Source organism: Serratia sp. JSRIV006, assembly GCF_019968685.1.
GTDB classification, from domain to species: domain Bacteria; phylum Pseudomonadota; class Gammaproteobacteria; order Enterobacterales; family Enterobacteriaceae; genus Chania; species Chania fonticola_B.
In genome coordinates this window covers 1,899,100-1,922,044 of record NZ_CP074137.1, presented here as the reverse complement: position 1 = coordinate 1,922,044, position 22,945 = coordinate 1,899,100, and the positions used below count along the sequence as shown (strand labels likewise).

24 protein-coding genes are annotated in these 22,945 nt (G+C 54.5%); 12 read left to right on the top strand and 12 right to left on the bottom strand.

Features of this window, described 5'->3' with window-relative positions; all coding sequences use genetic code 11:
- Positions 1–64 precede the first annotated feature (64 nt).
- Together moeA and moeB are read left to right on the top strand one after the other, a co-directional pair.
- Positions 65–1,303: a molybdopterin molybdotransferase MoeA gene (moeA, locus tag KGP16_RS08945; RefSeq protein WP_209527861.1), complete on the top strand. Its 1,239-nt coding sequence runs from the start codon at positions 65–67 to the stop codon at positions 1,301–1,303.
- Positions 1,304–1,305: 2 nt separating this feature from the next.
- A complete protein-coding gene (gene moeB / locus KGP16_RS08940; RefSeq protein ID WP_115159241.1) occupies positions 1,306–2,115 on the top strand; it encodes a molybdopterin-synthase adenylyltransferase MoeB in 810 nt (269 codons plus the stop codon).
- A 264-nt stretch (positions 2,116–2,379) separates the two neighbouring features.
- On the opposite strand, the gene KGP16_RS08935 is transcribed toward moeB, so the two are convergent.
- Positions 2,380–3,972: an ABC-F family ATPase gene (locus tag KGP16_RS08935; protein ID WP_021180561.1), complete on the bottom strand. Its 1,593-nt coding sequence runs from the start codon at positions 3,970–3,972 to the stop codon at positions 2,380–2,382.
- A gap of 174 nt (positions 3,973–4,146) precedes the next feature.
- Positions 4,147–5,034 carry a transcriptional regulator CynR gene (gene cynR, locus KGP16_RS08930; RefSeq protein WP_223501177.1) on the bottom strand — a complete coding sequence of 296 codons (888 nt, stop codon included), beginning with the start codon at positions 5,032–5,034 and terminating at the stop codon, positions 4,147–4,149.
- 118 nt (positions 5,035–5,152) lie between these two features.
- On the opposite strand from cynR, the gene KGP16_RS08925 reads away from it, so the two are divergent.
- A complete protein-coding gene (locus KGP16_RS08925) occupies positions 5,153–5,806 on the top strand; it encodes a carbonic anhydrase (protein ID WP_021180560.1) in 654 nt (217 codons plus the stop codon).
- A gap of 25 nt (positions 5,807–5,831) precedes the next feature.
- A complete protein-coding gene (cynS, locus tag KGP16_RS08920) occupies positions 5,832–6,302 on the top strand; it encodes a cyanase (RefSeq protein WP_223501176.1) in 471 nt (156 codons plus the stop codon).
- 63 nt (positions 6,303–6,365) lie between these two features.
- Here the strand turns inward: cynS and KGP16_RS08915 are convergent, their stop codons facing one another.
- Both KGP16_RS08915 and KGP16_RS08910 read right to left on the bottom strand, forming a co-directional pair.
- Positions 6,366–6,710, bottom strand: coding sequence for an antibiotic biosynthesis monooxygenase (locus KGP16_RS08915; protein WP_223501510.1), 345 nt, complete (start codon positions 6,708–6,710; stop codon positions 6,366–6,368).
- Positions 6,691–7,668 carry a cytochrome P450 gene (locus KGP16_RS08910; protein WP_209527876.1) on the bottom strand — a complete coding sequence of 326 codons (978 nt, stop codon included), beginning with the start codon at positions 7,666–7,668 and terminating at the stop codon, positions 6,691–6,693. Before KGP16_RS08910 ends, KGP16_RS08915 begins: the two co-directional genes overlap by 20 nt.
- Positions 7,669–7,747: 79 nt before the next feature.
- Here KGP16_RS08910 and KGP16_RS08905 point away from each other — a divergent pair, with 79 nt between their 5' ends.
- From KGP16_RS08905 to KGP16_RS08890, 4 genes are all read left to right on the top strand, one after another.
- Complete coding sequence (locus KGP16_RS08905; protein ID WP_021805091.1) at positions 7,748–8,431, top strand: helix-turn-helix transcriptional regulator; 684 nt, start codon at positions 7,748–7,750, stop codon at positions 8,429–8,431.
- 77 nt (positions 8,432–8,508) lie between these two features.
- The gene (locus tag KGP16_RS08900; protein WP_021805092.1) at positions 8,509–9,216 is read left to right on the top strand and encodes a glutathione S-transferase N-terminal domain-containing protein; all 708 of its coding nucleotides are present in this window, start codon (positions 8,509–8,511) and stop codon (positions 9,214–9,216) included.
- A 138-nt stretch (positions 9,217–9,354) separates the two neighbouring features.
- A complete protein-coding gene (gene phoA / locus KGP16_RS08895) occupies positions 9,355–10,767 on the top strand; it encodes an alkaline phosphatase (protein ID WP_223501175.1) in 1,413 nt (470 codons plus the stop codon).
- A 219-nt stretch (positions 10,768–10,986) separates the two neighbouring features.
- Positions 10,987–11,430: a helix-turn-helix domain-containing protein gene (locus tag KGP16_RS08890; protein ID WP_021180553.1), complete on the top strand. Its 444-nt coding sequence runs from the start codon at positions 10,987–10,989 to the stop codon at positions 11,428–11,430.
- Positions 11,431–11,532: 102 nt separating this feature from the next.
- Here the strand turns inward: KGP16_RS08890 and KGP16_RS08885 are convergent, their stop codons facing one another.
- The 4 genes from KGP16_RS08885 to KGP16_RS08870 all read right to left on the bottom strand — a co-directional run bounded on the left by KGP16_RS08885 (position 11,533) and on the right by KGP16_RS08870 (position 16,651).
- On the bottom strand, positions 11,533–12,564 hold the full coding sequence (locus KGP16_RS08885; protein ID WP_059200288.1) for a fimbrial protein: 1,032 nt from the start codon (positions 12,562–12,564) through the stop codon (positions 11,533–11,535).
- Positions 12,561–15,119: a fimbria/pilus outer membrane usher protein gene (locus KGP16_RS08880; RefSeq protein ID WP_223501173.1), complete on the bottom strand. Its 2,559-nt coding sequence runs from the start codon at positions 15,117–15,119 to the stop codon at positions 12,561–12,563. Before KGP16_RS08880 ends, KGP16_RS08885 begins: the two co-directional genes overlap by 4 nt.
- A 74-nt stretch (positions 15,120–15,193) precedes the next feature.
- Positions 15,194–15,925 carry a molecular chaperone gene (locus KGP16_RS08875; protein ID WP_021180550.1) on the bottom strand — a complete coding sequence of 244 codons (732 nt, stop codon included), beginning with the start codon at positions 15,923–15,925 and terminating at the stop codon, positions 15,194–15,196.
- A 168-nt stretch (positions 15,926–16,093) separates the two neighbouring features.
- Complete coding sequence (locus KGP16_RS08870; protein ID WP_021180549.1) at positions 16,094–16,651, bottom strand: fimbrial protein; 558 nt, start codon at positions 16,649–16,651, stop codon at positions 16,094–16,096.
- Positions 16,652–17,122: 471 nt separating this feature from the next.
- Between KGP16_RS08870 and KGP16_RS08865 the strand changes: the two genes are divergently transcribed.
- Together KGP16_RS08865 and KGP16_RS08860 are read left to right on the top strand one after the other, a co-directional pair.
- Positions 17,123–17,839, top strand: a complete 717-nt coding sequence (locus KGP16_RS08865; protein WP_021805096.1) for an EAL domain-containing protein — start codon at positions 17,123–17,125, stop codon at positions 17,837–17,839.
- A gap of 21 nt (positions 17,840–17,860) precedes the next feature.
- On the top strand, positions 17,861–18,451 hold the full coding sequence (locus KGP16_RS08860) for a LuxR family transcriptional regulator (RefSeq protein WP_024527543.1): 591 nt from the start codon (positions 17,861–17,863) through the stop codon (positions 18,449–18,451).
- A 79-nt stretch (positions 18,452–18,530) separates the two neighbouring features.
- On the opposite strand, the gene KGP16_RS08855 is transcribed toward KGP16_RS08860, so the two are convergent.
- The 4 genes from KGP16_RS08855 to KGP16_RS08840 are packed head-to-tail and all read right to left on the bottom strand — an operon-like array spanning position 18,531 to position 20,592.
- A complete protein-coding gene (locus KGP16_RS08855) occupies positions 18,531–18,782 on the bottom strand; it encodes a YdgH/BhsA/McbA-like domain containing protein (RefSeq protein ID WP_080673319.1) in 252 nt (83 codons plus the stop codon).
- Positions 18,783–18,842: 60 nt separating this feature from the next.
- Entirely contained in the window at positions 18,843–19,133 is a 291-nt protein-coding gene (locus tag KGP16_RS08850) for a pentapeptide MXKDX repeat protein (RefSeq protein ID WP_024527541.1), read from the bottom strand.
- A 60-nt stretch (positions 19,134–19,193) separates the two neighbouring features.
- Complete coding sequence (locus KGP16_RS08845; RefSeq protein WP_223501171.1) at positions 19,194–19,982, bottom strand: molybdopterin-dependent oxidoreductase; 789 nt, start codon at positions 19,980–19,982, stop codon at positions 19,194–19,196.
- A 10-nt stretch (positions 19,983–19,992) separates the two neighbouring features.
- Positions 19,993–20,592: a cytochrome b/b6 domain-containing protein gene (locus KGP16_RS08840; RefSeq protein WP_021805100.1), complete on the bottom strand. Its 600-nt coding sequence runs from the start codon at positions 20,590–20,592 to the stop codon at positions 19,993–19,995.
- Between the two features lie 150 nt (positions 20,593–20,742).
- Here KGP16_RS08840 and KGP16_RS08835 point away from each other — a divergent pair, with 150 nt between their 5' ends.
- Together KGP16_RS08835 and KGP16_RS08830 are read left to right on the top strand one after the other, a co-directional pair.
- A complete protein-coding gene (locus KGP16_RS08835) occupies positions 20,743–21,456 on the top strand; it encodes a response regulator transcription factor (RefSeq protein ID WP_037375074.1) in 714 nt (237 codons plus the stop codon).
- 3 nt (positions 21,457–21,459) lie between these two features.
- Positions 21,460–22,926: a HAMP domain-containing sensor histidine kinase gene (locus tag KGP16_RS08830; RefSeq protein ID WP_209527884.1), complete on the top strand. Its 1,467-nt coding sequence runs from the start codon at positions 21,460–21,462 to the stop codon at positions 22,924–22,926.
- Positions 22,927–22,945 lie beyond the last annotated feature (19 nt).

Genomic DNA, 22,945 nt, shown 5'->3' with positions numbered 1-22,945 from the left:
TTATCTGCCATAATAGCCCCACTTTGCCGAAAAATTCGCGCACGCCGATTACGGAGTTTTGTTTATGGATCACTGTCATACTTCTGACCTCATTTCTCTTGAGCAGGCACTGGAGAAAATGCTCTCCCAGATCGCGCCACTGCAACAGAGCGAATCTATCGCCTTGACCAGCGCAGCCGGGCGCATTACCGCCACTCCGGTGGTCTCCCCTATCGATGTCCCCCCCTTCGCCAACTCGGCGATGGACGGCTACGCGGTACGTCTAAGTGACCTGAACGGCAACTCTTCGTTAGCGGTGGCGGGTAAAGCCTTTGCCGGGGCTCCGTTTACGGATGCCTGGCCTGCCAACACCTGCGTACGCATCATGACCGGAGCGCCAATTCCCGCCGGTGCGGATGCGGTGATCATGCAAGAACAGGCTGAAGTCACCGAGGCTGGAGTGCGTTTCAACGCCCCGGTAACCGCCGGGCAAAATATCCGTTTGGCGGGTGAAGATATCCTGCGCGGGGCGAGCGTGCTGCCCGCCGGGATCACGCTGGGGGCCGCACAGTTGCCGTTACTGGCCTCATTGGGCGTAGCCGATGTGCAGGTGATGCGAAAATTGAAGGTGGCGGTATTCTCTACCGGTGATGAATTGCAGCCGGTCGGCCAGCCGCTGCAAGCCGGACAGATCTACGACACCAATCGCTTTGCCGTACGCCTGATGCTTGAACAGCTGGGCTGTACGGTGATCGACCTGGGGATTATTCGTGATAATCAGGAAGCATTACGCGCGGCCTTTATCCAGGCGGATAGCGAGGCCGACGTGGTGATCAGCAGCGGCGGCGTTTCCGTCGGTGAAGCCGATTACACCAAGCAAATGCTGGATGAACTGGGTAAAGTCAGCTTCTGGAAGCTGGCCATCAAACCGGGCAAGCCTTTTGCTTTTGGCAAACTCCAGAACGCCTGGTTCTGTGGCCTGCCTGGCAACCCGGTCTCTGCGGCTTTGACCTTCTATCAGCTGGTGCAACCGCTGCTGGCCAAACTGGCCGGTCACACCGAATGGCAACTGCCACCCCGCCTGAAAGCTCGCGCCCTGACGCCACTGAAAAAGTCGCCGGGCCGCCTCGATTTCCAGCGCGGCACCTTCACCAGCAATGCCCAAGGCGAGCTGGAAGTGAGCACCACCGGCCATCAGGGCTCCCACGTTTTCAGCTCATTCAGCCAGGGTAACTGCTTTATCGTGCTGGAACGCGAACGCGGCTCGGTGGCCGCTGGTGAGACAGTGGAGATCGAACCTTTCAATGCGTTGCTAAGGAACTGAACATGCTGCCGGAATTAACCGATGCACAAGCGCTGCGCTACAACCGCCAGATCGTACTGCGGGGTTTCGACTTCGAGGGTCAGGAAAAGCTGCAGGCGGCGCACGTGCTGATCGTTGGACTTGGCGGACTGGGCTGTGCGGCGGCGCCTTATTTGGCTGCCGCTGGCGTCGGCCATCTGACGCTGGTTGATTTCGACACGGTTTCCCTCTCCAATCTCCAGCGCCAGATCTTGCACCGGGATGATCGCATTGGTATGGCGAAGGTCGAATCTGCCCGCATTGAGCTGGGCTCCATCAATCCTCATATCCGTATTGACACCCTGGACACTCACCTGGATGACGAGCAAATGGCGGCGCAGATTGCCGCTTGCGACGTGGTGCTGGACTGTACCGATAACGTGGCGACCCGCGATCTGCTCAACCGCCTGTGCCATGCACAGCGTAAACCGCTGGTCTCAGGGGCAGCCATCCGCATGGAAGGCCAGCTCAGCGTCTTTACCTATCAGCCGGAACAACCTTGTTATCGCTGCCTGAGCAGGCTGTTTGGCGAAAATGCGCTGACCTGCGTTGAGGCGGGTGTGATGGCGCCTTTAGTGGGCACCATCGGCACGTTACAGGCGATGGAAGCCATCAAGCTGTTGGCAAACTATGGCCAGCCTTTGGTGGGTAAGTTGTTGATGTTTGATGCGATGAGCATGCAGTTTCGCGAGATGAAGCTGCCTAAGGATCCACGGTGTGAGGTGTGTGGTAAAGATGCGGCCCCTCACCCTAACCCTCTCCCACAGGGAGAGGGGACAGATCGAGCTCGTTGATTCTTCTGCGTAATACCTTTCGTTCTCTTACTCATCACGTTCCGAAGCAGTCCAAGCTAATTAATCGCCCTGGACTGCTCCCTCTCCCTGTGGGAGGGTTGGGGGAACAGATCGAGTTCGTTGATTGCCCTGGGTAAAACCTTGCCTTTCTTGTTTTTACTCCCTACTTTCCGAAGCTGCACGGGCTAATTACCTACTCCGGGCAGCTCCCTCTCCCTGTGGGAGAGGGTTGGGGTGAGGGGCGTGCGGTAAAGCTCGAAGGTATTAGTTGATACCCTGGCTACGCAGATAGTCTTCGTAGTTGCCGGTAAAGTCGATCACCTTGTTCGGGGTCATTTCCAGAACGCGTGTGGCCAGCGAGCTAACAAACTCACGGTCATGGGAAACGAAGATCAAGGTACCTTCATACATTTCCAACGCCATGTTCAGTGACTCGATGGATTCCATATCCATGTGGTTGGTTGGTTCATCCATAATCAGGATGTTCGGGCGCTGCATCATGATCTTGCCGAACAGCATACGGCCCTTCTCACCACCGGACAGCACTTTTACGCGCTTCTTAATATCGTCCTGGCTGAACAACAGGCGGCCAAGAATGCTACGTACCGCCTGCTCATCGTCCTTTTCCTGCTTCCACTGGCTCATCCAGTCGAACACGCTCAGGGTTTCATCGAACTCGTATTCGTGATCCTGTGCGTAGTAACCGATCTTGGCGTTTTCGGACCATTTCACCGTGCCGTGATCCGGCTGCAGGTCACCCACCAGCGTTTTCAGCAGGGTAGATTTACCGATACCGTTGGCACCCAGGATCGCCACCTTCTCGCCCACTTCAACCATCAGGTTGAGTTTGCTGAACAGCGGGCCGTTGTCGAAGCCTTTGGCCAGCGCTTCCACTTCCAGCGCGTTACGGAACAGCTTCTTGTCCTGTTCAAAACGGATGAACGGGTTCTGACGGCTAGAGGCTTTCACCTCTTCCAGTTGGATCTTGTCAATCTGGCGGGCACGAGAGGTAGCCTGCTTGGATTTGGAGGCGTTGGCACTAAAGCGGCTAACGAAGGACTGCAACTCGTTAATCTGCGCCTTCTTCTTGGCGTTGTCAGACATCAGGCGCTCACGAGCCTGGGTAGCCGCCGTCATGTATTCGTCGTAGTTACCTGGGTAGACACGCAGTTCGCCGTAGTCCAGATCCGCCATGTGAGTACAAACCATGTTCAGGAAGTGACGGTCGTGCGAAATGATGATCATGGTGCTGTTACGTTCGTTCAGCACCTGCTCCAGCCAGCGAATGGTATCGATGTCCAGGTTGTTCGTTGGTTCGTCGAGCAGCAGGATTTCCGGATCGGAGAACAGGGCCTGAGCCAACAGGACACGCAGTTTGAAGCCGGGAGCGATCTCGCTCATCGGGCCATAATGCTGTTCTACCGGAATACCTACGCCGAGCAGCAGCTCACCGGCACGTGCTTCTGCGGTGTAGCCGTCCATCTCGCCATAGGCCACTTCCAGATCGGCCACTTTATAGCCGTCTTCTTCGCTCATCTCCGCCATGGCGTAGATGCGGTCGCGCTCTTCCTTCACCGCCCACAGTTCGGTGTGGCCCATGATCACGGTGTCCAGCACGCTGAACTGTTCAAAAGCGAACTGATCCTGGCGCAGTTTACCCAGGCGCTCATTCGGATCCAGGAACACGTTACCGCCGCTCGGCGCCAGATCGCCACCGAGGATTTTCATGAACGTCGATTTACCGCAGCCGTTGGCTCCGATCAGACCATAGCGGTTACCGCCGCCAAATTTGACAGAGATGTTTTCAAACAACGGCTTACTGCCGAACTGCATAGTGATGTTGTTAGTGCTTAACACAGCGCTCGCTCTTAATTTGATTGGGAATGTGATTTGGCGCGCATTATGCCATAACGCAACACAGAGATCGTGGGAAGTTTTGGTGAAGATTTGCTCGGCGCTCGGGGTGTGGAGATATTCGCCAGCTAAATATCTCCTGCAGAACGAATTAACGGATAACCAAACCAGTCATTTTTACCCCATTTCCTTGACCTGATCTTGCAACATCGCAATAAATGCTCGTGAAGCTGCGCTGCGGTAGCCCTCTTTGCGTTGCAACACTACGGCATGGCGTTCGGGCATGGGAACCGACAGCTTGATAGGCAGCAGCAGCGGATTACTCCGTGCGATGGCCTGCGGCAGAATGGTCGCGAGCTGGCCGTGGCGCACAATCTCGACGATGGCGCTAATCGCATTCGCCTCCATGGCAACCTGAGGATAAATCGCGTGCTGCTGGAAATATTCATCTACATAATGACGCGTGGCGAAGTCACCGTTGAGTAGCACCAACGGCACCTGCTGCACCTCCGCAACGCTCAAGGCAGCGCGGCGCTTGGCAAGCTGATGCCCCTTCCCCACCATCAGTTGCAGCCGCTCCGTGAACAGCCTGGTCGCGGCTATATCCGCAGAGTGAACCGGCTCGAAGGCAATCCCCAGATCCAATTGGTCATCGCACAATAACGCCTCTATCTTATCCTGCGTCATCTCACGGATATTAAGGGTAATCCCTGGGTAGCGCCGGAAAAAACCGTCGACCAATGGGCCAATCAGGTAGGAGGTAAAGGTCGGCGTCATCGCCAAACGCAGGTTGCCGCGTTCCAACGTCGCGACATCCTGAATGGCCCGCTTGCCGGCATCCAGATCCTGTAACGCCAGCCGGGCATAGCGCATCCACGCCTGCCCCGCATCGGTGAGTTGTACCCTGCGCCCGGAACGGTCGAACAGCTCTACCTGCAGCGTCTCTTCCAACTGTTTGATCTGCTGTGACAAGGTGGGCTGAGAAACATGCAGCACCTCCGCAGCCCGGGTGAAGTTCCCCTGCTCCGCAACCGCCAGAAAGTAACGTATGTGCCGCAGTAACATAACGCCTCAACTATTAGTTATCCCTATCGAGGTGATTATAAATGAGTCTTGGAACCTATAGCTAGAAAAGTCCATTCTTGCCTCTATTGAAAGCAAGCCACACATTGATGGAGTCACCATGCAAGAGGTTATTGACGGTTTTCTGAAGTTCCAGCGCGAGGCTTTTGTCGAGCGCACAGAGCTGTTCAAACGCCTGGCCACCAGCCAGAACCCACGCACCCTGTTTATCTCATGTTCCGACAGCCGATTGGTGCCGGAGCTGATCACCCAACGTGAACCGGGCGACCTGTTCGTCATCCGCAACGCAGGCAATATCGTGCCTTCTTTCGGGCCTGAGCCCGGTGGTGTTTCGGCCTCGGTGGAATATGCCGTTGCCGCGCTGGGCGTAGAGGATATCGTGATTTGCGGCCACTCCGATTGCGGCGCCATGACCGCCATCGCCACCTGCAAATGCCTGGATCACATGCCCACCGTAGCCAACTGGCTGCGTTATGCCGATGCCGCCAAGGCGGTCAATCAGGCCAATGAACACGCCAGCGAGCACGATCGTATTAATTCGATGGTGCGAGAAAACGTCATCGCCCAGCTCACCAACCTGAAAACTCACCCTTCGGTCGCGCTAGCGCTCGATCGAGGCAATCTGCGGCTGCATGGCTGGATCTACGATATCGCTACCGGCTGTATTGACGCATTAGATGGCAATACCCGCCGTTTCGTGCCGCTGGCTAGCAACCCAAGCGTCACCGCCAGCCCAGCTATGCAACGTTTCTAATCTACCCAAACCTCTAGGAGTTAACATGACACAATCACTACATAGCGTTTCAGCACGCCAAAGCCTGACCGACGTCATCATGGACGCTAAAGTCCGTAAGGGCCTGACCTTCGAGGCGATTAACCAAGGCACCGGCTTGAGCCTGGCGTTTGTTACCGCCGCGCTGCTTGGCCAGCATCCGTTACCGGAACAGGCCGCCCGTGCAGTAGCGACAAAGCTGGATTTGGATGAAGATGCGGTGCGCCTGCTGCAAACCATCCCGGTGCGCGGCAGTATCCCCGGCGGTGTGCCGACAGACCCGACCATCTACCGTTTCTACGAGATGGTGCAGATCTACGGCTCAACCCTGCGGGCGCTGGTGCATGAACAATTTGGTGACGGGGTGATCAGCGCGATCAACTTCAAGCTGGATATCAAAAAGGTCCAGGACCCCGATGGCGGTGAACGTGCGGTGATCACGCTGGATGGTAAGTACCTGCCAACCAAGCCATTCTAATAATTATGCTGTTAAATTATTAAGTTAATATAATCCAGCACCGGAACCCCGGCGCTGGATCACTCAACCATGAAAATAGCGGCTATCCGCCGGAGCCTCTTCACGCGGTTCCAACCCATAATCCCGCACCACCTCGGCCACCCGCAGCCGGTAGTATTCCAGCACCTCATGCCTGCCACGCGCCTGGGCCCGACGGTGTTGCTCCAGGTTGCGCCACTGCTGTACCGCCGCCTCGTCACGCCAGAACGACAGCGAGAGCAACTTGTCCGGCTCGCTCAGACTCTGAAAACGTTCGATAGAGATAAAGCCGTCAATTTCTGCCAGCAACGGTTTCAGCTCCGCCGCCAACTCTAGATAGGTTTCCCGCTGCCCAGCGGCAGCCCGTAGTTCAAAAATCACCGCGATCATCATCGTTCTCCTCGGCAGTATAAAATTCGGGTACGCGCGCATTTTGCGAAACGCGCCAACGAAAATGGCTTAACAGTTCGGGCTTAAGGTGGTGTTTGGATAAATGGCCGATCCCCACCAAGGCAATCAACCGTGCCCAACGTTCTCCCGGGCAGCGATGAGCACCATAACCGAAGGCAAAACTTTCCTGCGGCGTTTTCAACTGCACCAATACGCTCTGCCCCACCGCCAGCTCTTGACCATCAAGCAACGTAGCCTGTCGCGCAAACCTGCGGGTAGTATGGATCGGCGGAGTTTGCAGCAACACCGCCAGGATCAACTCTTCTGCTGACTGATGAGGTTGATTTGCCAGCAACAGCGTCTGGCCGATTAATCCGGCGGTGCCTTCACAAGCCTGGAACAACAGCCCGATGGCATTGGCGATCGCCAACGAGCGATCGCCAATGTGTTGGCACAGTTGTTCAAACAACGGTCCATCAGCCAGTTGCATCCGGATCTGCAACTTCCCGGCAGCCGCCGCCCCCACAGCCATCTGCTCTGCGCTGCCGCCAGGAGCAATACAGCGCACAAAGTCCAACACCTCATCCACCAAGACAGATCGATCCTGATGGGCTACGCCCAATAAGTCAGCCAGTACGCAGATCGGCAAAGCGTAGTTAAACCGGGTGAGCTGCTCTGCCGTTGTCAAACTGGCCGCTAACCGTTGAGCCACGTAAACCGTGGTCTGGCGGATCTCATCATCGGTGATAGCGGCCAGCGCCACCTCGATCGCTCCCTTTAATTCACGCTGCACGGCACCATCATTCATACGTACCAGAGAGGCGAAAATCGATTGAGCGGGCGTCCCAATTAAAGCTGCGGGCACCGGCTCATCCGTGGGGCGAACGCCGAGTTGAGGATGGGTTAAGGCTTCACGCACCGCTTGCCGCGATGCAACTGAAAAGGGGCAGGCCGTCATGGCAATTTCCTTCCGATAAGCATAGAGAGCAGCCATTGTCGGGTTAGACGAGCAGCAATACTTCGGTTATTCTCGAAGTATGAATGACAATACGCTTGAAGACCGCCTGGCCGCACTGACGGCCGCTATCGCCGATCGCACCCGAGCGCGCATGCTGTGCCTGTTGATGGATGGGCGCGCCTATACCGCAACGGAGCTGAGTGCGGCAGTGGACGTCGCGGCCTCCACCGCCAGCAGCCATCTGGCACGCTTGCAGGAACAGAACCTGATCGGCTGCGTCAAACAGGGCCGCAATCGCTTTTACCGCCTGGCGGGCAAACCGGTGGCCGACATGCTGGAAAGCCTGATGGCGTTGGCCGGCGTAGAACGCCCAACGGTCAAAAGCAGCACCCCGGCCTCATTACGTTATGCACGCACCTGCTATGACCACATGGCCGGTGAGATCGCGGTCCAATTACATCATCAGTTGCTGGCGCGGGCCTGGCTAATCGGGGATAACGACTATCAGCTCAGTGAGTCTGGGCAGGCTGCCTTGACACAGTTGGGTATCGACTGCTCTCCGGCCCCGACCCGGCGGCGCTTTGCCTGCGATTGTCTGGACTGGAGCGAACGCAAGGCCCATCTCGGTGGCGCACTGGGCGCTGCCATGTTAGCTGCATTTGAAAAACGCGGATGGGTTCAGCGCCAGCTAGACAGCCGTGAGCTGCAACTGACCGCCACAGGTCGAAAAGCACTGAGCACACATTTTGGCCTGGCGCTTTGAATACCTGGCGCGCTAGCTTTACTGCCATACTCAATGAGTTTTCCTGTTGACGATCCCGTCGCTTCCGAGGAGTTATCATGTCCGATATTACCCTGTTCCCGATCGCCAAACGTTGGCCCGCCAAGCATCCTGAACGGTTACAACTCTACTCGCTGCCGACCCCTAACGGGGTGAAAGTTTCCATCATGCTCGAAGAGATCGGCCTACCCTATGAGGCCCACCTGATCGACATCGGCAAAAATGAAACCTGGACGCCGGAGTTCCTGTCGCTCAACCCTAACGGTAAAATCCCGGCGATCCTCGATCCTGCTGGCCCGGACGGTAAGCCGTTTGCGCTGTTCGAGTCCGGGGCAATCCTGCTATATCTGGCAGAGAAATGCGGCAAGTTGTTACCCAAAGACCCCGCCCAACGTTATGAAACCATCCAGTGGGTATTTTTCCAGATGGCGTCCGTGGGGCCAATGTTCGGCCAGCTAGGCTTCTTCCACAAATTCGCCGGGCGCGAATATGAAGACAAACGGCCGTTTGAGCGCTACCAGAAAGAGTCCAAACGGCTGCTGGGTGTGCTGGAAGAGCGGCTGCAAGGGCGTGATTGGATTATGGGGTCGGAATATACCATTGCCGACATTTCCCTACTCGGCTGGGTACGCAACCTGATCGGTTTTTATGAAGCGCGCGACGTGGTGGAGTTCGACAATTTCCCCCTTGTTGGCCAATGGCTGGAACGTGGACTGGCAAGACCAGCCGTACAACGCGGCATTAATATTCCTGCCCGCCAAGTCTGATAACCTATTGGGATTGCCAGGAAAGGCTATCCCTTTTCCCACCTCGCTCGTCATAAAAATGTCACTTTCCTGCTCTACTCTCCGATGTAACAAAATAATGCCAACAATATTTTTGTATTACGACAAGGAGCCCTACCCATGCAACAGTCCGTTTCTCTGATCGCCGGTGCCCTATTATCCGCTCTGTTATGCTCCACCGCCCTGGCTGACAACAATCAACTCAACAACCGCGCGGCTCGTGGCGATATTACCGAACCCGGCGGTGCACGCCGTTTGGCAGGCGATCAAACCGCCGCACTGCAAGCATCGCTGTCGAATAAAACCGCTAAAAACGTGATCCTGCTGATCGGCGACGGCATGGGCGATTCGGAAATCACCGGCGCACGCAACTATGCGGAAGGCGCAGGCGGTTACTTCAAAGGGATCGATGCTTTGCCGCTAACCGGCCAATACACCCACTACTCGCTGGATAAGAAAAGCCATCAGCCGGACTATGTCACCGACTCTGCCGCCTCGGCCACCGCCTGGGCTACCGGCGTCAAGACCTACAACGGCGCGTTGGGCGTAGATGTGAACGGCAAAGATCAACCGACGATTTTGGAACTGGCCAAGGCCGCGGGTAAAGCCACCGGCAACGTCTCTACGGCGGAGCTGCAAGATGCCACACCGGCAGCACTGGTTTCGCACGTAACCTCCCGCAAGTGCTACGGCCCAGAGGAAACCAGTGAGCAATGCGCCAGTAACGCGCTGGAAAATGGCGGACATGGTTCTATCACCGAGCAGTTGATTAAAACCCGTGCCGACGTCACGCTGGGCGGCGGAGCAAAATCCTTCGCTCAGTTGGCGAAAAGCGGTGAATGGCAGGGGAAAACGCTGAAGGCCCAGGCCGCCGCATTGGGCTACCAATGGGTGGAGGATGCCGAGAGCCTGAACGCGATTAACCTAGCCAATCAGCAAAAGCCGCTGCTGGGCCTGTTTGCGCCAGGCAATATGCCTGTACGCTGGAAGGGACCGAAAGCCTCCTACCACGGTAATCTCGATCAGCCTGCGGTGACCTGCGAGAATAACCCTGAGCGCAGCGCCAATGTGCCAACGCTGGCAGCGATGACCGAGAAAGCCATCGAGTTGCTGAAGAACAACCCGAACGGTTTCTTCCTGCAGGTCGAAGGAGCGTCCATCGACAAGCAGGATCATGATGCCAACCCATGCGGCCAATTTGGTGAAACGGTCGATCTGGATGAAGCGGTACAAAAAGCGCTGGAGTTCGCCCGCGCCGACGGTAATACCCTGGTGATCGTCACCGCCGACCACGCTCACTCCAGCCAGATTATTGCCGCCAAAGCTAAAGCACCGGGGCTGACCCAATCATTAACCACCAAAGACGGCGCGGTGATGACCATCAGCTATGGCAACTCGGAAGAAGGCTCCCAGGGCCATACCGGTACCCAGTTGCGCATTGCCGCTTATGGCCCGCATGCCGCCAACATCGTGGGGCTGACCGATCAGACCGACCTGTTCTTCACCATGCGCGACGCCATGAACATCAAGTGATCCACACGGGCACAGCATGCTGTGCCCCTACCTATTTCCCTATTCCCCCGCCCAATTAACTAAACCCCTACCCCTGACGGAGCATTTTTCGCCACGTCAATTATCCAAGTTTACCCTTGCGTAACTGCCGATGCGCGCCTATTATCAAAGAATAATCTTGGATTATTAAGTCCCATTTGACGGTTACCCGAATGTCGTCGCTGCAGGAGAATTAAACCAATGGATCGCGCCAATATCATTCACGATTTGCTGAACTGGATCGAAAACCACCTGGATCAACCGCTGCTGCTGGATAACGTGGCTGCAAAATCTGGCTACTCCAAATGGCATCTGCAACGTATGTTCCGCAGTACCACTGGCCATGCGCTCGGCAGCTATATCCGCGAACGCCGTTTGTCGAAGGCCGCACAGGCATTACGCGCTACCCCCCGGCCGATTCTGGACATTGCCCTGCAGTTCCATTTTGATTCCCAGCCTTCATTTTCCCGGGCCTTTAAAAAGCAGTTTGGTGAAACGCCGGCGGTCTATCGCCGCACGCCGCAGCAAGATGAAGTGGCGCTCTCCTCAGAGCACAGCTATCGGCACAGCACACCGAGCCTGCATTCACTCTACAAACGCCAATGCGTAGACGAAGGCTGCACCAACTGGGTCGGCCAGCGTTAAAAGCAAAAAGGCCAACGGGTGTCTAAACCCATTGGCCTTTTCAGATCCCGTTAAACGGATGCAACAACGCCGCCCCTACGTGTCGAACTGGCTGACGTCTTATCAGTTATATTCTAGGGTAAAGGTGGCAATCGACTTGATGGTGCCGCCCTTCATTTTTGCTGCGGTCTGGTAGTAACGCGCCTTGAGCGGCAAGGTGATGGTATTGGTCTGGTTGGCAATGGTATGCCCGGCATATACCGCCGTGCCGCTAGTGATTGGCGTTGAGTTTTTGCCGGTCAGCAGTTGGACACCAACGCCGCTGGCGGCATTGCTATCCTGTACCGGCTGGAGCACACCCGGTGCATTCGAGGTATCGCGGGTATAGTCAAAACGTACGTTCACCAGCCCCTCCCCTGTACCACCAGGCAACAGTTCCGTCCCCGAACCACCTACGCAGTTGATGTTAATCGAAAAGTCCTGCTCTGCGGCAGTACTGCCCACGCCTTTGAACGCCGCAGTAGCTACCGTACTCAGGTTGATCACCTTATTTTTGGAACCGGCGTCCACCGAACAGGATGAGGTGACGATAGTGATACTATTCGCCAATACGTGAGAGATCAGGATCGGTCTGGAAGGCCCCGTCCCATCCGCATAGTAAGAAGAATACTGCCCGGGGGCTAACGAACCGGTACCGGTATTCTGGGCAATTTTGATCACCTCAACCACAAAATACCCCTCAGCCAGATACACCCCGCCGTTGCGGTAGATCTCGTGCGGGTAATAGGCACCTTCCTGCGAGCCGATCTGGCGATAAAGCCGCAGCCCCACTCCCGGTACGTTGGTGGTCCAGATTTTGTCACTGATCGAACTCGGCCCACCTTGTAAAATGCGGCCGTACAACGTGCTATTACCGCTGCAAGAAATATTGTTATCCCGACTGATATCGAATTTGCCAGTGGCCAGGATATCGCCCACCTTGGTATCCGGCGTAATCAATACCCTGCCGACGTTCATGATGATGTCCTGCGGCCTGGTCGTGTTAACCCGGCATTGAGCATAAGCCTGTTGCCCGGCCAACATCAGTAACATAAACAGCATGGCTTGTTTAGGGCGCTGGCGCATGGCGGTGAATTTATGGATAAGGTTGATCATTTGCAGCTCGCCTCGATAATTTCGTAATCAGTGCTGTTTTGTGCTTTGGCCTGGTAGTTCACGGCACACTGTTGTGTCGGCTGAGTCCCCCATTTCACCAATAGCAGCCCCCGTAACGCTTCGGTACGCAGATAGATACGGCTGCCCTGGCCGACGATGCCGACCACCTGGTTACGGGTATCCAATACTTCGGCACCAAAAGGTAACGCCGTGTTGTTCGGGCCTAACGCATGGATAATCAGCGCCTGACCTTTGATGGTCTTGAACTCCAGCTTGGCAATCGCACCGGCATAAGGCGCAATTTGCTGGCTACTGCTTTCCAGCTCAACATCGCGTGACATGCCGTTAGGATCCAACGTGACGTTGGTCATACGGTAGGGAGCAACATAAGGCACCACCGCATAGCCGTTGTCATCGATTCGCACCCCAGGAGAGTTGGTGACGATGGCCCCTGCGGCATCCGGCGCTTCAACCAACACCATGGTTTGGCCACGTTGAGGCGTCATGGTCACGCCGCCGCTATGGGCCACAATGCTGCCGGAAGCCCCGATCGACGACTGGCGGAAATCGCGGCCATAGCTGTAAGAACCGTTCATGGTGGCGAAACGGCTGCGGTATTCCCCATTCACACTGGTATTGGTCCCGCCGCTCTGGTCGTTAGCCAAGGTGGCGCTGTAACTGATGTTGTTATCCTCCCCGGTGGAGCCGTTAATCCCGATGCGGCTGCTGTCGTAGCCTTGGTCGTTATAAGCCAATGCGCTGTTCAGGCTGATGTTTTGCGAGCCAATGTTGAACGGGATCGAGAAATTCAGGAAGTAACGGGTTTCATCGTGGTTATAAGTATCGGTGGTACGCATGGCGGACAAACCGTAGGTAACTCGACCGATGAAGTTGTTGTAGCCCACCTGATACTGTTTGGAGGTACCGCCACGGTTCCAGTAATCGCGCACCGAACCGGTGATATACAGCGATCCCAGATTGGCACCCAGCCCCTGGTTCAGCGTGAGCTGATATTCACTGCGCTGGCGGTTAACCGCATCGGCACTTAAGCCCCGGCTCTCGTTATCACGGGCATACACCGCATCACGCAGTGACAGATAGCCGGAAGTCGAGTAGCGGTAGGCCGCAATGGTGAAGTTGGTGTTGGTTTCCGACATCAGCTTGCTGTAGCTGATTTTGTAGCTCTGGCCGGACATATCGCCCTGTTTCAGGCGGGTGTTGGCCTGAGTCACGTCGACGGCAAAAGCCCCCAACGGTGTTGCCACCGCACTCCCCAGCAGCACCGCGCTGTAACCGTCACTCACGGTCGCACCGGTATACCCGGTCAGAATATTGGTAAACCCGCGCTGATAAGTCGCCTGGAACATCTCGGGCAAGGTATGTAAATTATCATCGCGAACTTGGCCTGCGGTTAACGCATAGCGCTGGATCCCCGGGCGCAACATCTGCGCCACCGAAGCATAGGGAACGCTAAACTGGCGCACAGAACCATCGGCTTCATTGACCGTCACGTCCAGATCGCCGCCGTAGCCGGTAGGGAACAGATCGTTAATCACGAACTCACCCGGCGCTACCGTGGTTTGATAGATCAACTGGTTGTTCTGGCGAACTTCCACCAAGGCGTTGCTTTGTGCCACACCGCGCACCACGGGTGCATAGCCGTTAAGGGAGTCCGGCAACATGCGATCGTCGGTACTCAGTTGCGCACCGCGAAAACCGATCGAATCAAAGAAATCCCCGCTGGTAAAGGCATCCCCCAAGGTCAGCATACCGCGCACAGCCGGAATGGCACGCTGCGCATAGGTGGCCGTGTTCTGCCAATGGGTGCTTTCCTGACTACGCCAGTTCACGTTAGAGTCATGGCGCAGTTGCCAACCGGCAATGTTCACCCCGGCGTTCATCGTCAGATAAGCGTTGGTCGAGTCCGAGTTGCCACCGGAATTGGAGCTGTGCGAATTAAAGGCGTTGAAGTTATAGGACAGAAAACCAGCGGTGATGCCGCGATCCCAGAATTTCGGATCGACATAACCCCGTGCGGTACGGCGTAACGCAACCTGCGGAACGCTGACATCCATACGCAAGGTGCTAGTATTGAGGCGGTAAGACGCTTCCGGCACCCATTCCCCCAGCGGCTTGCAGCTGCTGGTCGTCACCGCCGGATCGCTGCCCATTGCCGCAGTATCGACGCCAAACTCTTCCAGAGACAGCAGGTTAAAGCAGGTATCGGCACTGTCTTTACCCGGCACGCTCTTGAATTCGATGTTCTTTTTGCCCTTCCATTCCCCATTGACGTAAACATCCAGAGAATATTTCCCCGCCAATACCGGGTTGCCGTCACGAAAGCGTGAAAGATCCACACCCTGCGCCTGGCCAACCAGGAAATTGCTGTTAAAAGTGGCTTCGACCGGTGCAGCGGCCTGGTTGGCATCGCTTTGAGCCGCTGCCAGGGAAAATGCCGGGGTGGTCAGGCAAAGGGCACTACCGGTCAACAGCAGGATGGATCTGTAATTGAAAAGTGCCGACTTGACGGCGGCAGAGATAGGTAACTCGTTCATATCCATGCATTCCTTTACCAAATTAAGCGTCCCCACCGGCTGACTTCACCTCGCGGCATGGGGCTTTCCAGGAGTTACTTTTGCTGATTTTTGCTGCGTTGAACCCGGCCACCAAAGTCATTGATGGTGGTGTACTCAATATCAGCGATGCGTGAACTGTCACCGGAAAAGGCCAGCGTTTTTTCCTGGCCTGGGGCCAGCATGTCGCCATGCGGTGCCAGCGCGACTTTCTTGCGATTGGCAACGGCATTGATTTCGGTGAAAGAAACATAAAACGGCGTGGGATTTTTCACTTTCACACCGCCCGCCACGAAGCTCCACTGCAGTTTTTCTGGCGCGTCATTGGCTACGCCGCTCAGACCTTCCGGCCGATAGAACAATTTCACACGGGTTCTGAAGGCCACCTGCAGGAAGTTTTCTGGCGTAGTGTCGGCGGCCGTTCCGGTCGGTGCAGGGGGAATTTCCAGCACGTTCAACCAGAACAGAGATTCTTTGTCTTGCGTCAATGCCGAAGTCGTCAGCGAAACACGCAGCGCCTGGCCGCCGTTAGGCTCAATACGGCTGATGGGAGGCGAAATAATAAAGGGAGCCTTGCTGTTTTCTGGCGTCGTTTCCGCGTTGCCCTCATCGATCCAGGCCTGGATCAACGCCGGCGAGGTCCCATTATTGGACAATTGGACGGTCACTTCCCGCTGTTTGGCCGGATAAATAACGCGAGTGCCGTTAACAATAACGCTGGCAAAAGCGCTGCTGCTGAAAAGCACAGCCATCAGCAATACGCTGTATTTCTTAAACGATGTTTTCATTTTAATATCACTACTATAGAAATACAGCGGGGGAAAAGTTTCCACCCGCCAGAATAAATACCCGATGCTTTCACCCCCTGTAATTAGAGGCTATCAGGGCGAAACTATTCGCCCCGAATGCTCACAGGGAGGAAACAACATTTAACTATAAAATGGACGGGTAATAACTTATTGGTAGATGATGGTGTATTGTACGTTTGAGGTTACATCACCGGCGCCCGCAGCGGCAGTTGCGAAATATTCCGCATAGTAGTTCAGGTCTGCTGAATCACCTTCATTGGCAACGGTAACCCACTGGGAGTTGGTCTGTGCGCCGTTGTTGGTGGCAGCCAGAATTGGCAGGAACTGGTTGTTGCTACCCAGCAGCTGGATTTGCACGTTGGTTGCGGCATTGGTTTTGGTTTGGTTATTCAAACGACCCGTTTTGAAATCAACGGTTGAACCTGGTTCGAAATAGGTTGCTACCTGGCCTTTAGAACATTTGGTCAGGTTAATTGCGAATGGAGTACGGCCCGCGGTGGCGCTAACCGCATTCAGGGTAGAAGAAGATACGGTTGGCAGAGTAACGGTAAAATCTTTACCACCTGGGGTGCTGATAGTACAGGTCTGGTCGGTCACTTTACCGTTGAAAGTAATAGTACCATCGGCAGCCTGTGCTGAAAGAGAAGGAATGGCGGTGGCGCATACAGTCAGTGCTAATACAGCGGACAGCTTAGAGATTTTCATATTTTCGACTCTCGGTGAATTAATACATCCGTTAAGTACATTCAACGATGCTACTCCCTGTCAGGAATGAAGCCCGATGAATCCATTGCCCGGCGAAATATAGTCCAAGAACATTCTCATTGATAAATCGTTTAAAACATTCATAACGCCCCTCATGATAGGAAAAAACTATCAACAAATACCTATCGATCGATGTTGACGATTTACCCGGTTCGTAATAATCTTAATTAGTCAAGTTTAGCGGTCAAAAAATTCGATAAAACGCCGTAAAACCAGAATATAACTCTGTTAATGCGCTTTCAGCCATCTTGAGCGCAAGCCTGTTCCCTCTGAAATTTCAATCTTTTAGGGGAATTTACCACCAGGTAAGATGATTCTTTCTTTAATAAGATTATTACCAATAAACAGCCATTTTTTTCTTTGTTTATTGTTTAAAATCATACAGATAAATTTCAATCAAAGGATTGAGGAATGCGCAGCGATTTTAACGATAAAAATAACGGCATTAATTATGTTTTTCAGCCTATGTTTGCCAAATCGGGGCAACTGCTGGCCGTTGAATGTTTATCACGCTTCTCTTTTGATAGCGAATTTGCGCATTTCTCTCCAGAACAATTCTTTCAGCAGGCCGACCGGGAAACCCGCGTTGAGATCCTGCATCAACAAATTGAATTGATAGAAAAATACCGAGACTGGTTTCAACAACACCAGATCATTGCCACCATCAATGTCGACGACCATTCGCTGCAGGCGCTGGCAAACGGTGCGTTGGCCGATAAAATCCGCGCGATGAATTACCTGCATTTCGAAATCAACGAGAACGCCAGCAGACTGGTAAAAAACCGTGTCCATAACGATCCTTCTTTGAATAATTATTCATTTTGGCTCGACGATTTTGGTTCCGGCTATGCCGGGTTTTCCGCCTTGTATAACAGCCGTTTCCGCTTCGTAAAACTCGATCGACAACTGCTGTGGGACTTTATGAAAAAGCCCGGCGGTGAAGGGTTGATGCGCGCCTTGCTGCGTTTTTTTCACCTGAATCATTACCGGGTGATTATCGAAGGAGTTGAAACGCATGAACAAAAAAAATGGTTGGACGAAATGCCTTATTATGCACTGCAGGGGAAGTTGTGGCAGGAATCCAGCATCAAAGATTTAAATCAGCTGCTTGCTGCTGAATACTTTTAACTCATTATGGGTATCCCCAATATGTCTAAAAACAATGTCCTGGTGATTAGTGAGTGTAAGTACAGCTATGTCGGGCTTTCAATGCTGTTGAAAAAGCATTATGGCAAGTACGATATCAAGCTGTTTTCGGACTTTATGCACGGTGGTGCGAAGGCGGAGAAAATTATCAAGCATGATATTGCGCTGATTTTCACCTCGCAAAATCTGGAACAAAGCGTCAACGTGATCGAAAGCCTGGTGTCTGTGCATCAGCAACACATGAGCTCAACGCGTATTCTGGTGTTTTATGATGATGAACGGGTGGCCAAACTGTTGGCGATCCTGGGGATCTCGGTGGAACTGGTATCGGCACGTATGCCGCTTTATTTACTAGAAGAAAAAGTGGAAAACCTGTTGGCGAGTGAAGAGTCTGGGCAATTAAAGGTGCAGAAAACCCGCGAGCTCAGCCCAGCAGAAAGCGATGTGATCTTCAACCTGTTGCGCGGCGATAGTCTGCTGAACATTGCGGCCAAGCGAGGCACCCATCCGAAAACTATTTTTTCACAGAAATACAGTGCATTGAAGAAATTGCGTCTGCGAAATATGAGCACTATTTTCGTCACCAACGGCTGACTCAGGCGAGTATAGTAAAGGGGCGAGTTCATCGATTGAACGTCGCCCCTCGTCGATATACCACCATGCCCTCTCCCGATTATTTATACAAATCCGCAGTGCCGTAAACGTGGTTATTAACGGTAACCGAGGTAATGCGATAGGCACTTGCCCCCTGCCGTTGCGCATCGGCGGCGATCGCCTGTTCAAAGCTGCTCAACGTTGTCGTCTGGCTGGAAACCTCTCCGATTTTTTGCAGCCCTTGTGCAGCACTGCTTGTTACCGGCATGGCCGCCATGACACCGCTGCTGGCTGCTGCCAGCACCAAAGCCAAAATTACAGTTTTCATCATAAAATCCTCTCACTAGCTTGGTGATAACCGGCAGCAAAAGCCGCCGGAGGGATTATGCCTCTACTGACTCATTGCGTCTTTCTTCATGCCATCTTTAGCCATAGAGTCTTTCTTCATGCTGTCTTTGGCCATGTGATCCTTCTTCATGCCGTCTTTGGCCATAGAGTCCTTCTTCATGCAATCTTTATCCATGCACTCTTTTTTCATTCCCTGTTTTGCCATCCCATCGTGAGACATCTGGCTCATACCGTCCTTTTTCATCGCATCCTTGCCCATGCTATCGGCCGCATTGGCTCCGGTGATACCCAGCATCAGTGCGCTACACATCATCATGGCAAATAACTTTTTCATGGTATTTCCTTTTCTTGGTTAATCGGCACGCGTCGTGCCATGAAACTGCACCGGCGGCAATCAACTACCGCCAAACCAGTTGTAGCCTTGGTCTTCCCAGTAACCACCGGGAAAGTGGTTGGTGACTTCGATCACTTGAATATGTTTGGGATTCTTGTAACCCAGCTTGGTGGGCATCCGCAGTTTCATCGGATAGCCGTATTTACGCGGTAAAATCTGCCCGTCGTAGGTCAGCGCCATCAGCGTTTGCGGATGTAACGCCGTAGCCATATCGATGCTGGTGTAATAGTCATCGGCACATTTAAAGCCGATATAGCGGGCGTTAAGATCTGCGCCAATCGCCTTCAGGAAGGTGGCAAACGGCACCCCACCCCATTTGCCGATGGCGCTCCAGCCTTCGACACAGATGTGCCTGGTGATCTGGCTGATTTGCGTCATCTGGTGCAACTGTGCCAACGTCCAGGGTTGCTTGTGCAGTACCAGCCCCGCCACTTCCAGACGATAATCGTCACCGTTGATATCCGGAGCCTGATCCTCGCTATAGAAGGCATTGAACGGGAATGGCCGAGTGATCATCGATTCGGCATACTCTGGTGCCAGATGGTTGGCATTGAACAGCCAGCCCTGAACCCGATCGTTGAAGCGTGAGATGCGACTCAAGGCCTGCTCTACCTGAGCATTATCACTGAGATCGCAGCCAGTCAGCATCGCCATCCCCCCCAGGGTCAAGCCATTGCGCAGAAAACGGCGGCGCGACGACGATGCCAACTGGCGCGCTAACAGACGTTGCGCTTCTTTAACGATATCCTGGCCTTCGCTCAGGCTGAGAGGTTCTTTTTCCGTTTTCATCGGTGTCTCCTTAGCGTCCACGCAACATGGCCAGCAACGTACGTGGCACCAGGGCCACCATCACCAGATGGATCACCACGAAGCCAACCAGCGCCGTCATGGCAAAAAAGTGGATATAGCGCGCCGCGTCGTAGCCCCCAAGCAAGGTACGTAGCAGAGGAAACTGCACAGACTTCCACAACACCAGCCCAGAAAGCACCATCAGGATGCTGACCACGATAGCCACCAGATAAGCCACACGCTGCACCATGTTGTAGTGGCGCAGATCGGCGTGTGACAACTTGCCGCACAGTGCGGCCCAGAGATCGGCCACAAACTGCTTGGGGCTGAGCGGCCAGAATTGGCGTTTAAAGCGGCCACTGAACAGGTTGATCAGCAGATAGCACAGGCCGTTGATGCCAAACAGCCACATACCGGCAAAATGCCATTGCAGCGCGCCCCCCAGCCAACCGCCTAGCGTCAGCTCGTTGATAAAACTAAAGTTAAACAACGGGGAAGCGTTATAAATGCGCCAACCGCTGGTGACCATAATCAGCATGGCAAGTGCGTTCAGCCAATGTGTCAGCCTTAGCCACAGCGGGTGGATAAGGGTCTGTTTCGCCGTGATCATCGCTTCTCTCCTGCCCCGTATCGGTTGAATGTCTGCAGTATTCAACGGATTTGTTCCCCAAGACCTCACGCAAAGTTAAATAAAATGTGATCACTTCCAAGGTGGGGGTTGTGTAGACTTCAGGTAGGCCAGTTAACCGCGGTAGAGAAAATGGAAAAGGCAAAACGAATTTTGATCGTCGAAGACGACGGACATATCGCCGAACTGTTGCAACTGCATCTGAGCGATGAAGGCTATGACATCAGCCATGCGGCCGATGGCAATCAGGGTATGGCAATGCTGGAACAAGGGGGTTGGGACGCGCTGATCCTCGATCTGATGCTGCCGGGTATCGATGGCCTGGAAATCTGCCGCCGCGCTCGCAATATGACACGCTATACCCCCATCATTATCACCAGCGCCCGCTCTAGTGAAGTCCACCGGGTACTGGGGTTGGAACTGGGTGCAGACGACTATTTGGCTAAACCCTTTTCCATGCTGGAGCTGGTCGCCCGCGTAAAAGCCCTGTTCCGCCGCCAAGAGGCGATGACCCGTAATCTCCGGATGGAAGCGGGAACGTTAAGCGTGAACGGGCTGGTGATCGATCCCATCGCCCGCGAAGTGTTTCTGAACCAGCAAACGGTAGAACTAACACCGCGCGAGTTCGACCTGCTGTATTTTTTCGCCCGTCATCCCGGCAAAGTGTTTTCCCGCCTCAGCCTGCTCAATCAGGTCTGGGGCTATCAACATGAAGGGTATGAACACACGGTGAACACCCATATTAACCGGCTACGGATCAAGATTGAGCGCAACCCGGCAGAACCCGAACACATCCTGACCGTGTGGGGCATGGGCTATAAATTCGCGGCTTCGCCGCAAGGGTAAAAGATGAAAAATCTCACGCTGACACAACGCCTGACTCTGGTTTTCGCCCTGCTGCTGCTCATCTGTTGTTCGATCTCCGGTTGGTTACAGGTGCGCAGCAGCACGCAATATAGCCAGGCGGTGATCCAACAGCTGTCCACCAATCTGGCGCAACATATCGCCACCAGCAACCCCCTGTTGAGTTCGCAGGGCTGGAACGATCGGTCGGTGCATACCCTGTTCGATAAACTGATGGCGGTTAATCCGAGCGTTGAGGTTTATCTGCTGGATAAACAAGGCAATATCGTCGGTAACGCGGCGCCTGCCGGGCACATGAAACGCCAAAAGGTCGATCTGTTACCGATACAGACATTGTTGAACGGGGCCGAAATGCCCCTCTATGGTGACGACCCGCGCAATCTTGATAACCAAAAAGTCTTCAGCGCCGCGCCGCTGCGGGTAAATGGCGAGATTGAAGGCTATCTCTACGTAGTGCTGCTGGGGGAAGATTATGATGCGCTGGCCAATAGCGCCCAGATCAACTCTGCCATTTATACCGCGCTGTGGTCGATGGGGCTGGTGGCGCTGTTCGGCCTGCTGGCTGGGGGCTTTGCCTTCCACTGGGTGACACGCCCGATCCGCCGTCTGACCCAGCAGGTTAGTGCGCTGGATGGCGACGGCATCTCAGCACTGCAAACCTATGCCAATGCCCCTGCGGAGGGTCATAGCCGTGATGAGGTCAGCCAGTTGCAGCAGGCATTCCGCCGTATGGCACAGCGCATTACCGAGCAGTGGCAAGCCCTGTCACAACAGGACCAACAACGGCGCGAGTTTATCGCCAATATCTCTCACGATCTGCGTACTCCATTGACCTCGCTGCATGGTTATCTGGAAACGCTGTCGGTGAAATCCGCCAGCCTGACCCCCACCGACCGTCAACGCTATCTGGAGATCGCCCTGGCGCAGAGCCGCAAAGTCGGGCGGTTGGCGCAAGAGCTATTTGAGCTGGCCAGGCTGGAATACGGCGTGGTGAAACCTCAGAAAGAACCTTTCTCTCTCAGTGAGTTGGTGCAGGACGTATTCCAGAAGTTCGAATTGGCCGCCGAGGCTCGCCAGCAGCGCCTGCTTGCCGATATTCAGCCGGGCATTCCCCAGGTGTTTGCCGATCTGAGCATGATGGAACGGGTGCTGACTAATCTGCTGGATAACGCGATCCGCCATACGCCAAGCGGTGGAGAGATCGAAGTGCGCCTGTGGCCGCAGGGTAATAAGGTGATGGTTCAGGTCAATGACAGCGGACCTGGCATTCCCTTGGAACTGCGCCCAGATCTGTTTATCCGCCCGTCAATTCTCAACCATGCCCGCCGCCATGCGGGGGGTTTGGGGCTGATGATTGTCAAACGCATTCTGCAGTTACACGACAGTGACATTACGCTAGTGGATCAGCCGCATGCTGGAGCCTGCTTTCGTTTCTCCGTGTCGGTACTTTAGCTAAAGTACCGACGGCCTG

Bases quoted from the DNA above. Each gene is read 5' to 3' on its own strand.
- moeA (WP_209527861.1), top strand. From the start codon at position 65: ATGGATCACTGTCATACTTCTGACCTCATTTCTCTTGAGCAGGCACTG.
- moeB (WP_115159241.1), top strand. From the start codon at position 1,306: ATGCTGCCGGAATTAACCGATGCACAAGCGCTGCGCTACAACCGCCAG.
- cynR (WP_223501177.1), bottom strand. From the start codon at position 5,034: ATGTTACTGCGGCACATACGTTACTTTCTGGCGGTTGCGGAGCAGGGG.
- KGP16_RS08925 (WP_021180560.1), top strand. From the start codon at position 5,153: ATGCAAGAGGTTATTGACGGTTTTCTGAAGTTCCAGCGCGAGGCTTTT.
- cynS (WP_223501176.1), top strand. From the start codon at position 5,832: ATGACACAATCACTACATAGCGTTTCAGCACGCCAAAGCCTGACCGAC.
- KGP16_RS08915 (WP_223501510.1), bottom strand. From the start codon at position 6,710: ATGATCGCGGTGATTTTTGAACTACGGGCTGCCGCTGGGCAGCGGGAA.
- KGP16_RS08910 (WP_209527876.1), bottom strand. From the start codon at position 7,668: ATGACGGCCTGCCCCTTTTCAGTTGCATCGCGGCAAGCGGTGCGTGAA.
- KGP16_RS08905 (WP_021805091.1), top strand. From the start codon at position 7,748: ATGAATGACAATACGCTTGAAGACCGCCTGGCCGCACTGACGGCCGCT.
- KGP16_RS08900 (WP_021805092.1), top strand. From the start codon at position 8,509: ATGTCCGATATTACCCTGTTCCCGATCGCCAAACGTTGGCCCGCCAAG.
- phoA (WP_223501175.1), top strand. From the start codon at position 9,355: ATGCAACAGTCCGTTTCTCTGATCGCCGGTGCCCTATTATCCGCTCTG.
- KGP16_RS08890 (WP_021180553.1), top strand. From the start codon at position 10,987: ATGGATCGCGCCAATATCATTCACGATTTGCTGAACTGGATCGAAAAC.
- KGP16_RS08885 (WP_059200288.1), bottom strand. From the start codon at position 12,564: ATGATCAACCTTATCCATAAATTCACCGCCATGCGCCAGCGCCCTAAA.
- KGP16_RS08880 (WP_223501173.1), bottom strand. From the start codon at position 15,119: ATGAACGAGTTACCTATCTCTGCCGCCGTCAAGTCGGCACTTTTCAAT.
- KGP16_RS08875 (WP_021180550.1), bottom strand. From the start codon at position 15,925: ATGAAAACATCGTTTAAGAAATACAGCGTATTGCTGATGGCTGTGCTT.
- KGP16_RS08870 (WP_021180549.1), bottom strand. From the start codon at position 16,651: ATGAAAATCTCTAAGCTGTCCGCTGTATTAGCACTGACTGTATGCGCC.
- KGP16_RS08865 (WP_021805096.1), top strand. From the start codon at position 17,123: ATGCGCAGCGATTTTAACGATAAAAATAACGGCATTAATTATGTTTTT.
- KGP16_RS08860 (WP_024527543.1), top strand. From the start codon at position 17,861: ATGTCTAAAAACAATGTCCTGGTGATTAGTGAGTGTAAGTACAGCTAT.
- KGP16_RS08855 (WP_080673319.1), bottom strand. From the start codon at position 18,782: ATGATGAAAACTGTAATTTTGGCTTTGGTGCTGGCAGCAGCCAGCAGC.
- KGP16_RS08850 (WP_024527541.1), bottom strand. From the start codon at position 19,133: ATGAAAAAGTTATTTGCCATGATGATGTGTAGCGCACTGATGCTGGGT.
- KGP16_RS08845 (WP_223501171.1), bottom strand. From the start codon at position 19,982: ATGAAAACGGAAAAAGAACCTCTCAGCCTGAGCGAAGGCCAGGATATC.
- KGP16_RS08840 (WP_021805100.1), bottom strand. From the start codon at position 20,592: ATGATCACGGCGAAACAGACCCTTATCCACCCGCTGTGGCTAAGGCTG.
- KGP16_RS08835 (WP_037375074.1), top strand. From the start codon at position 20,743: ATGGAAAAGGCAAAACGAATTTTGATCGTCGAAGACGACGGACATATC.
- KGP16_RS08830 (WP_209527884.1), top strand. From the start codon at position 21,460: ATGAAAAATCTCACGCTGACACAACGCCTGACTCTGGTTTTCGCCCTG.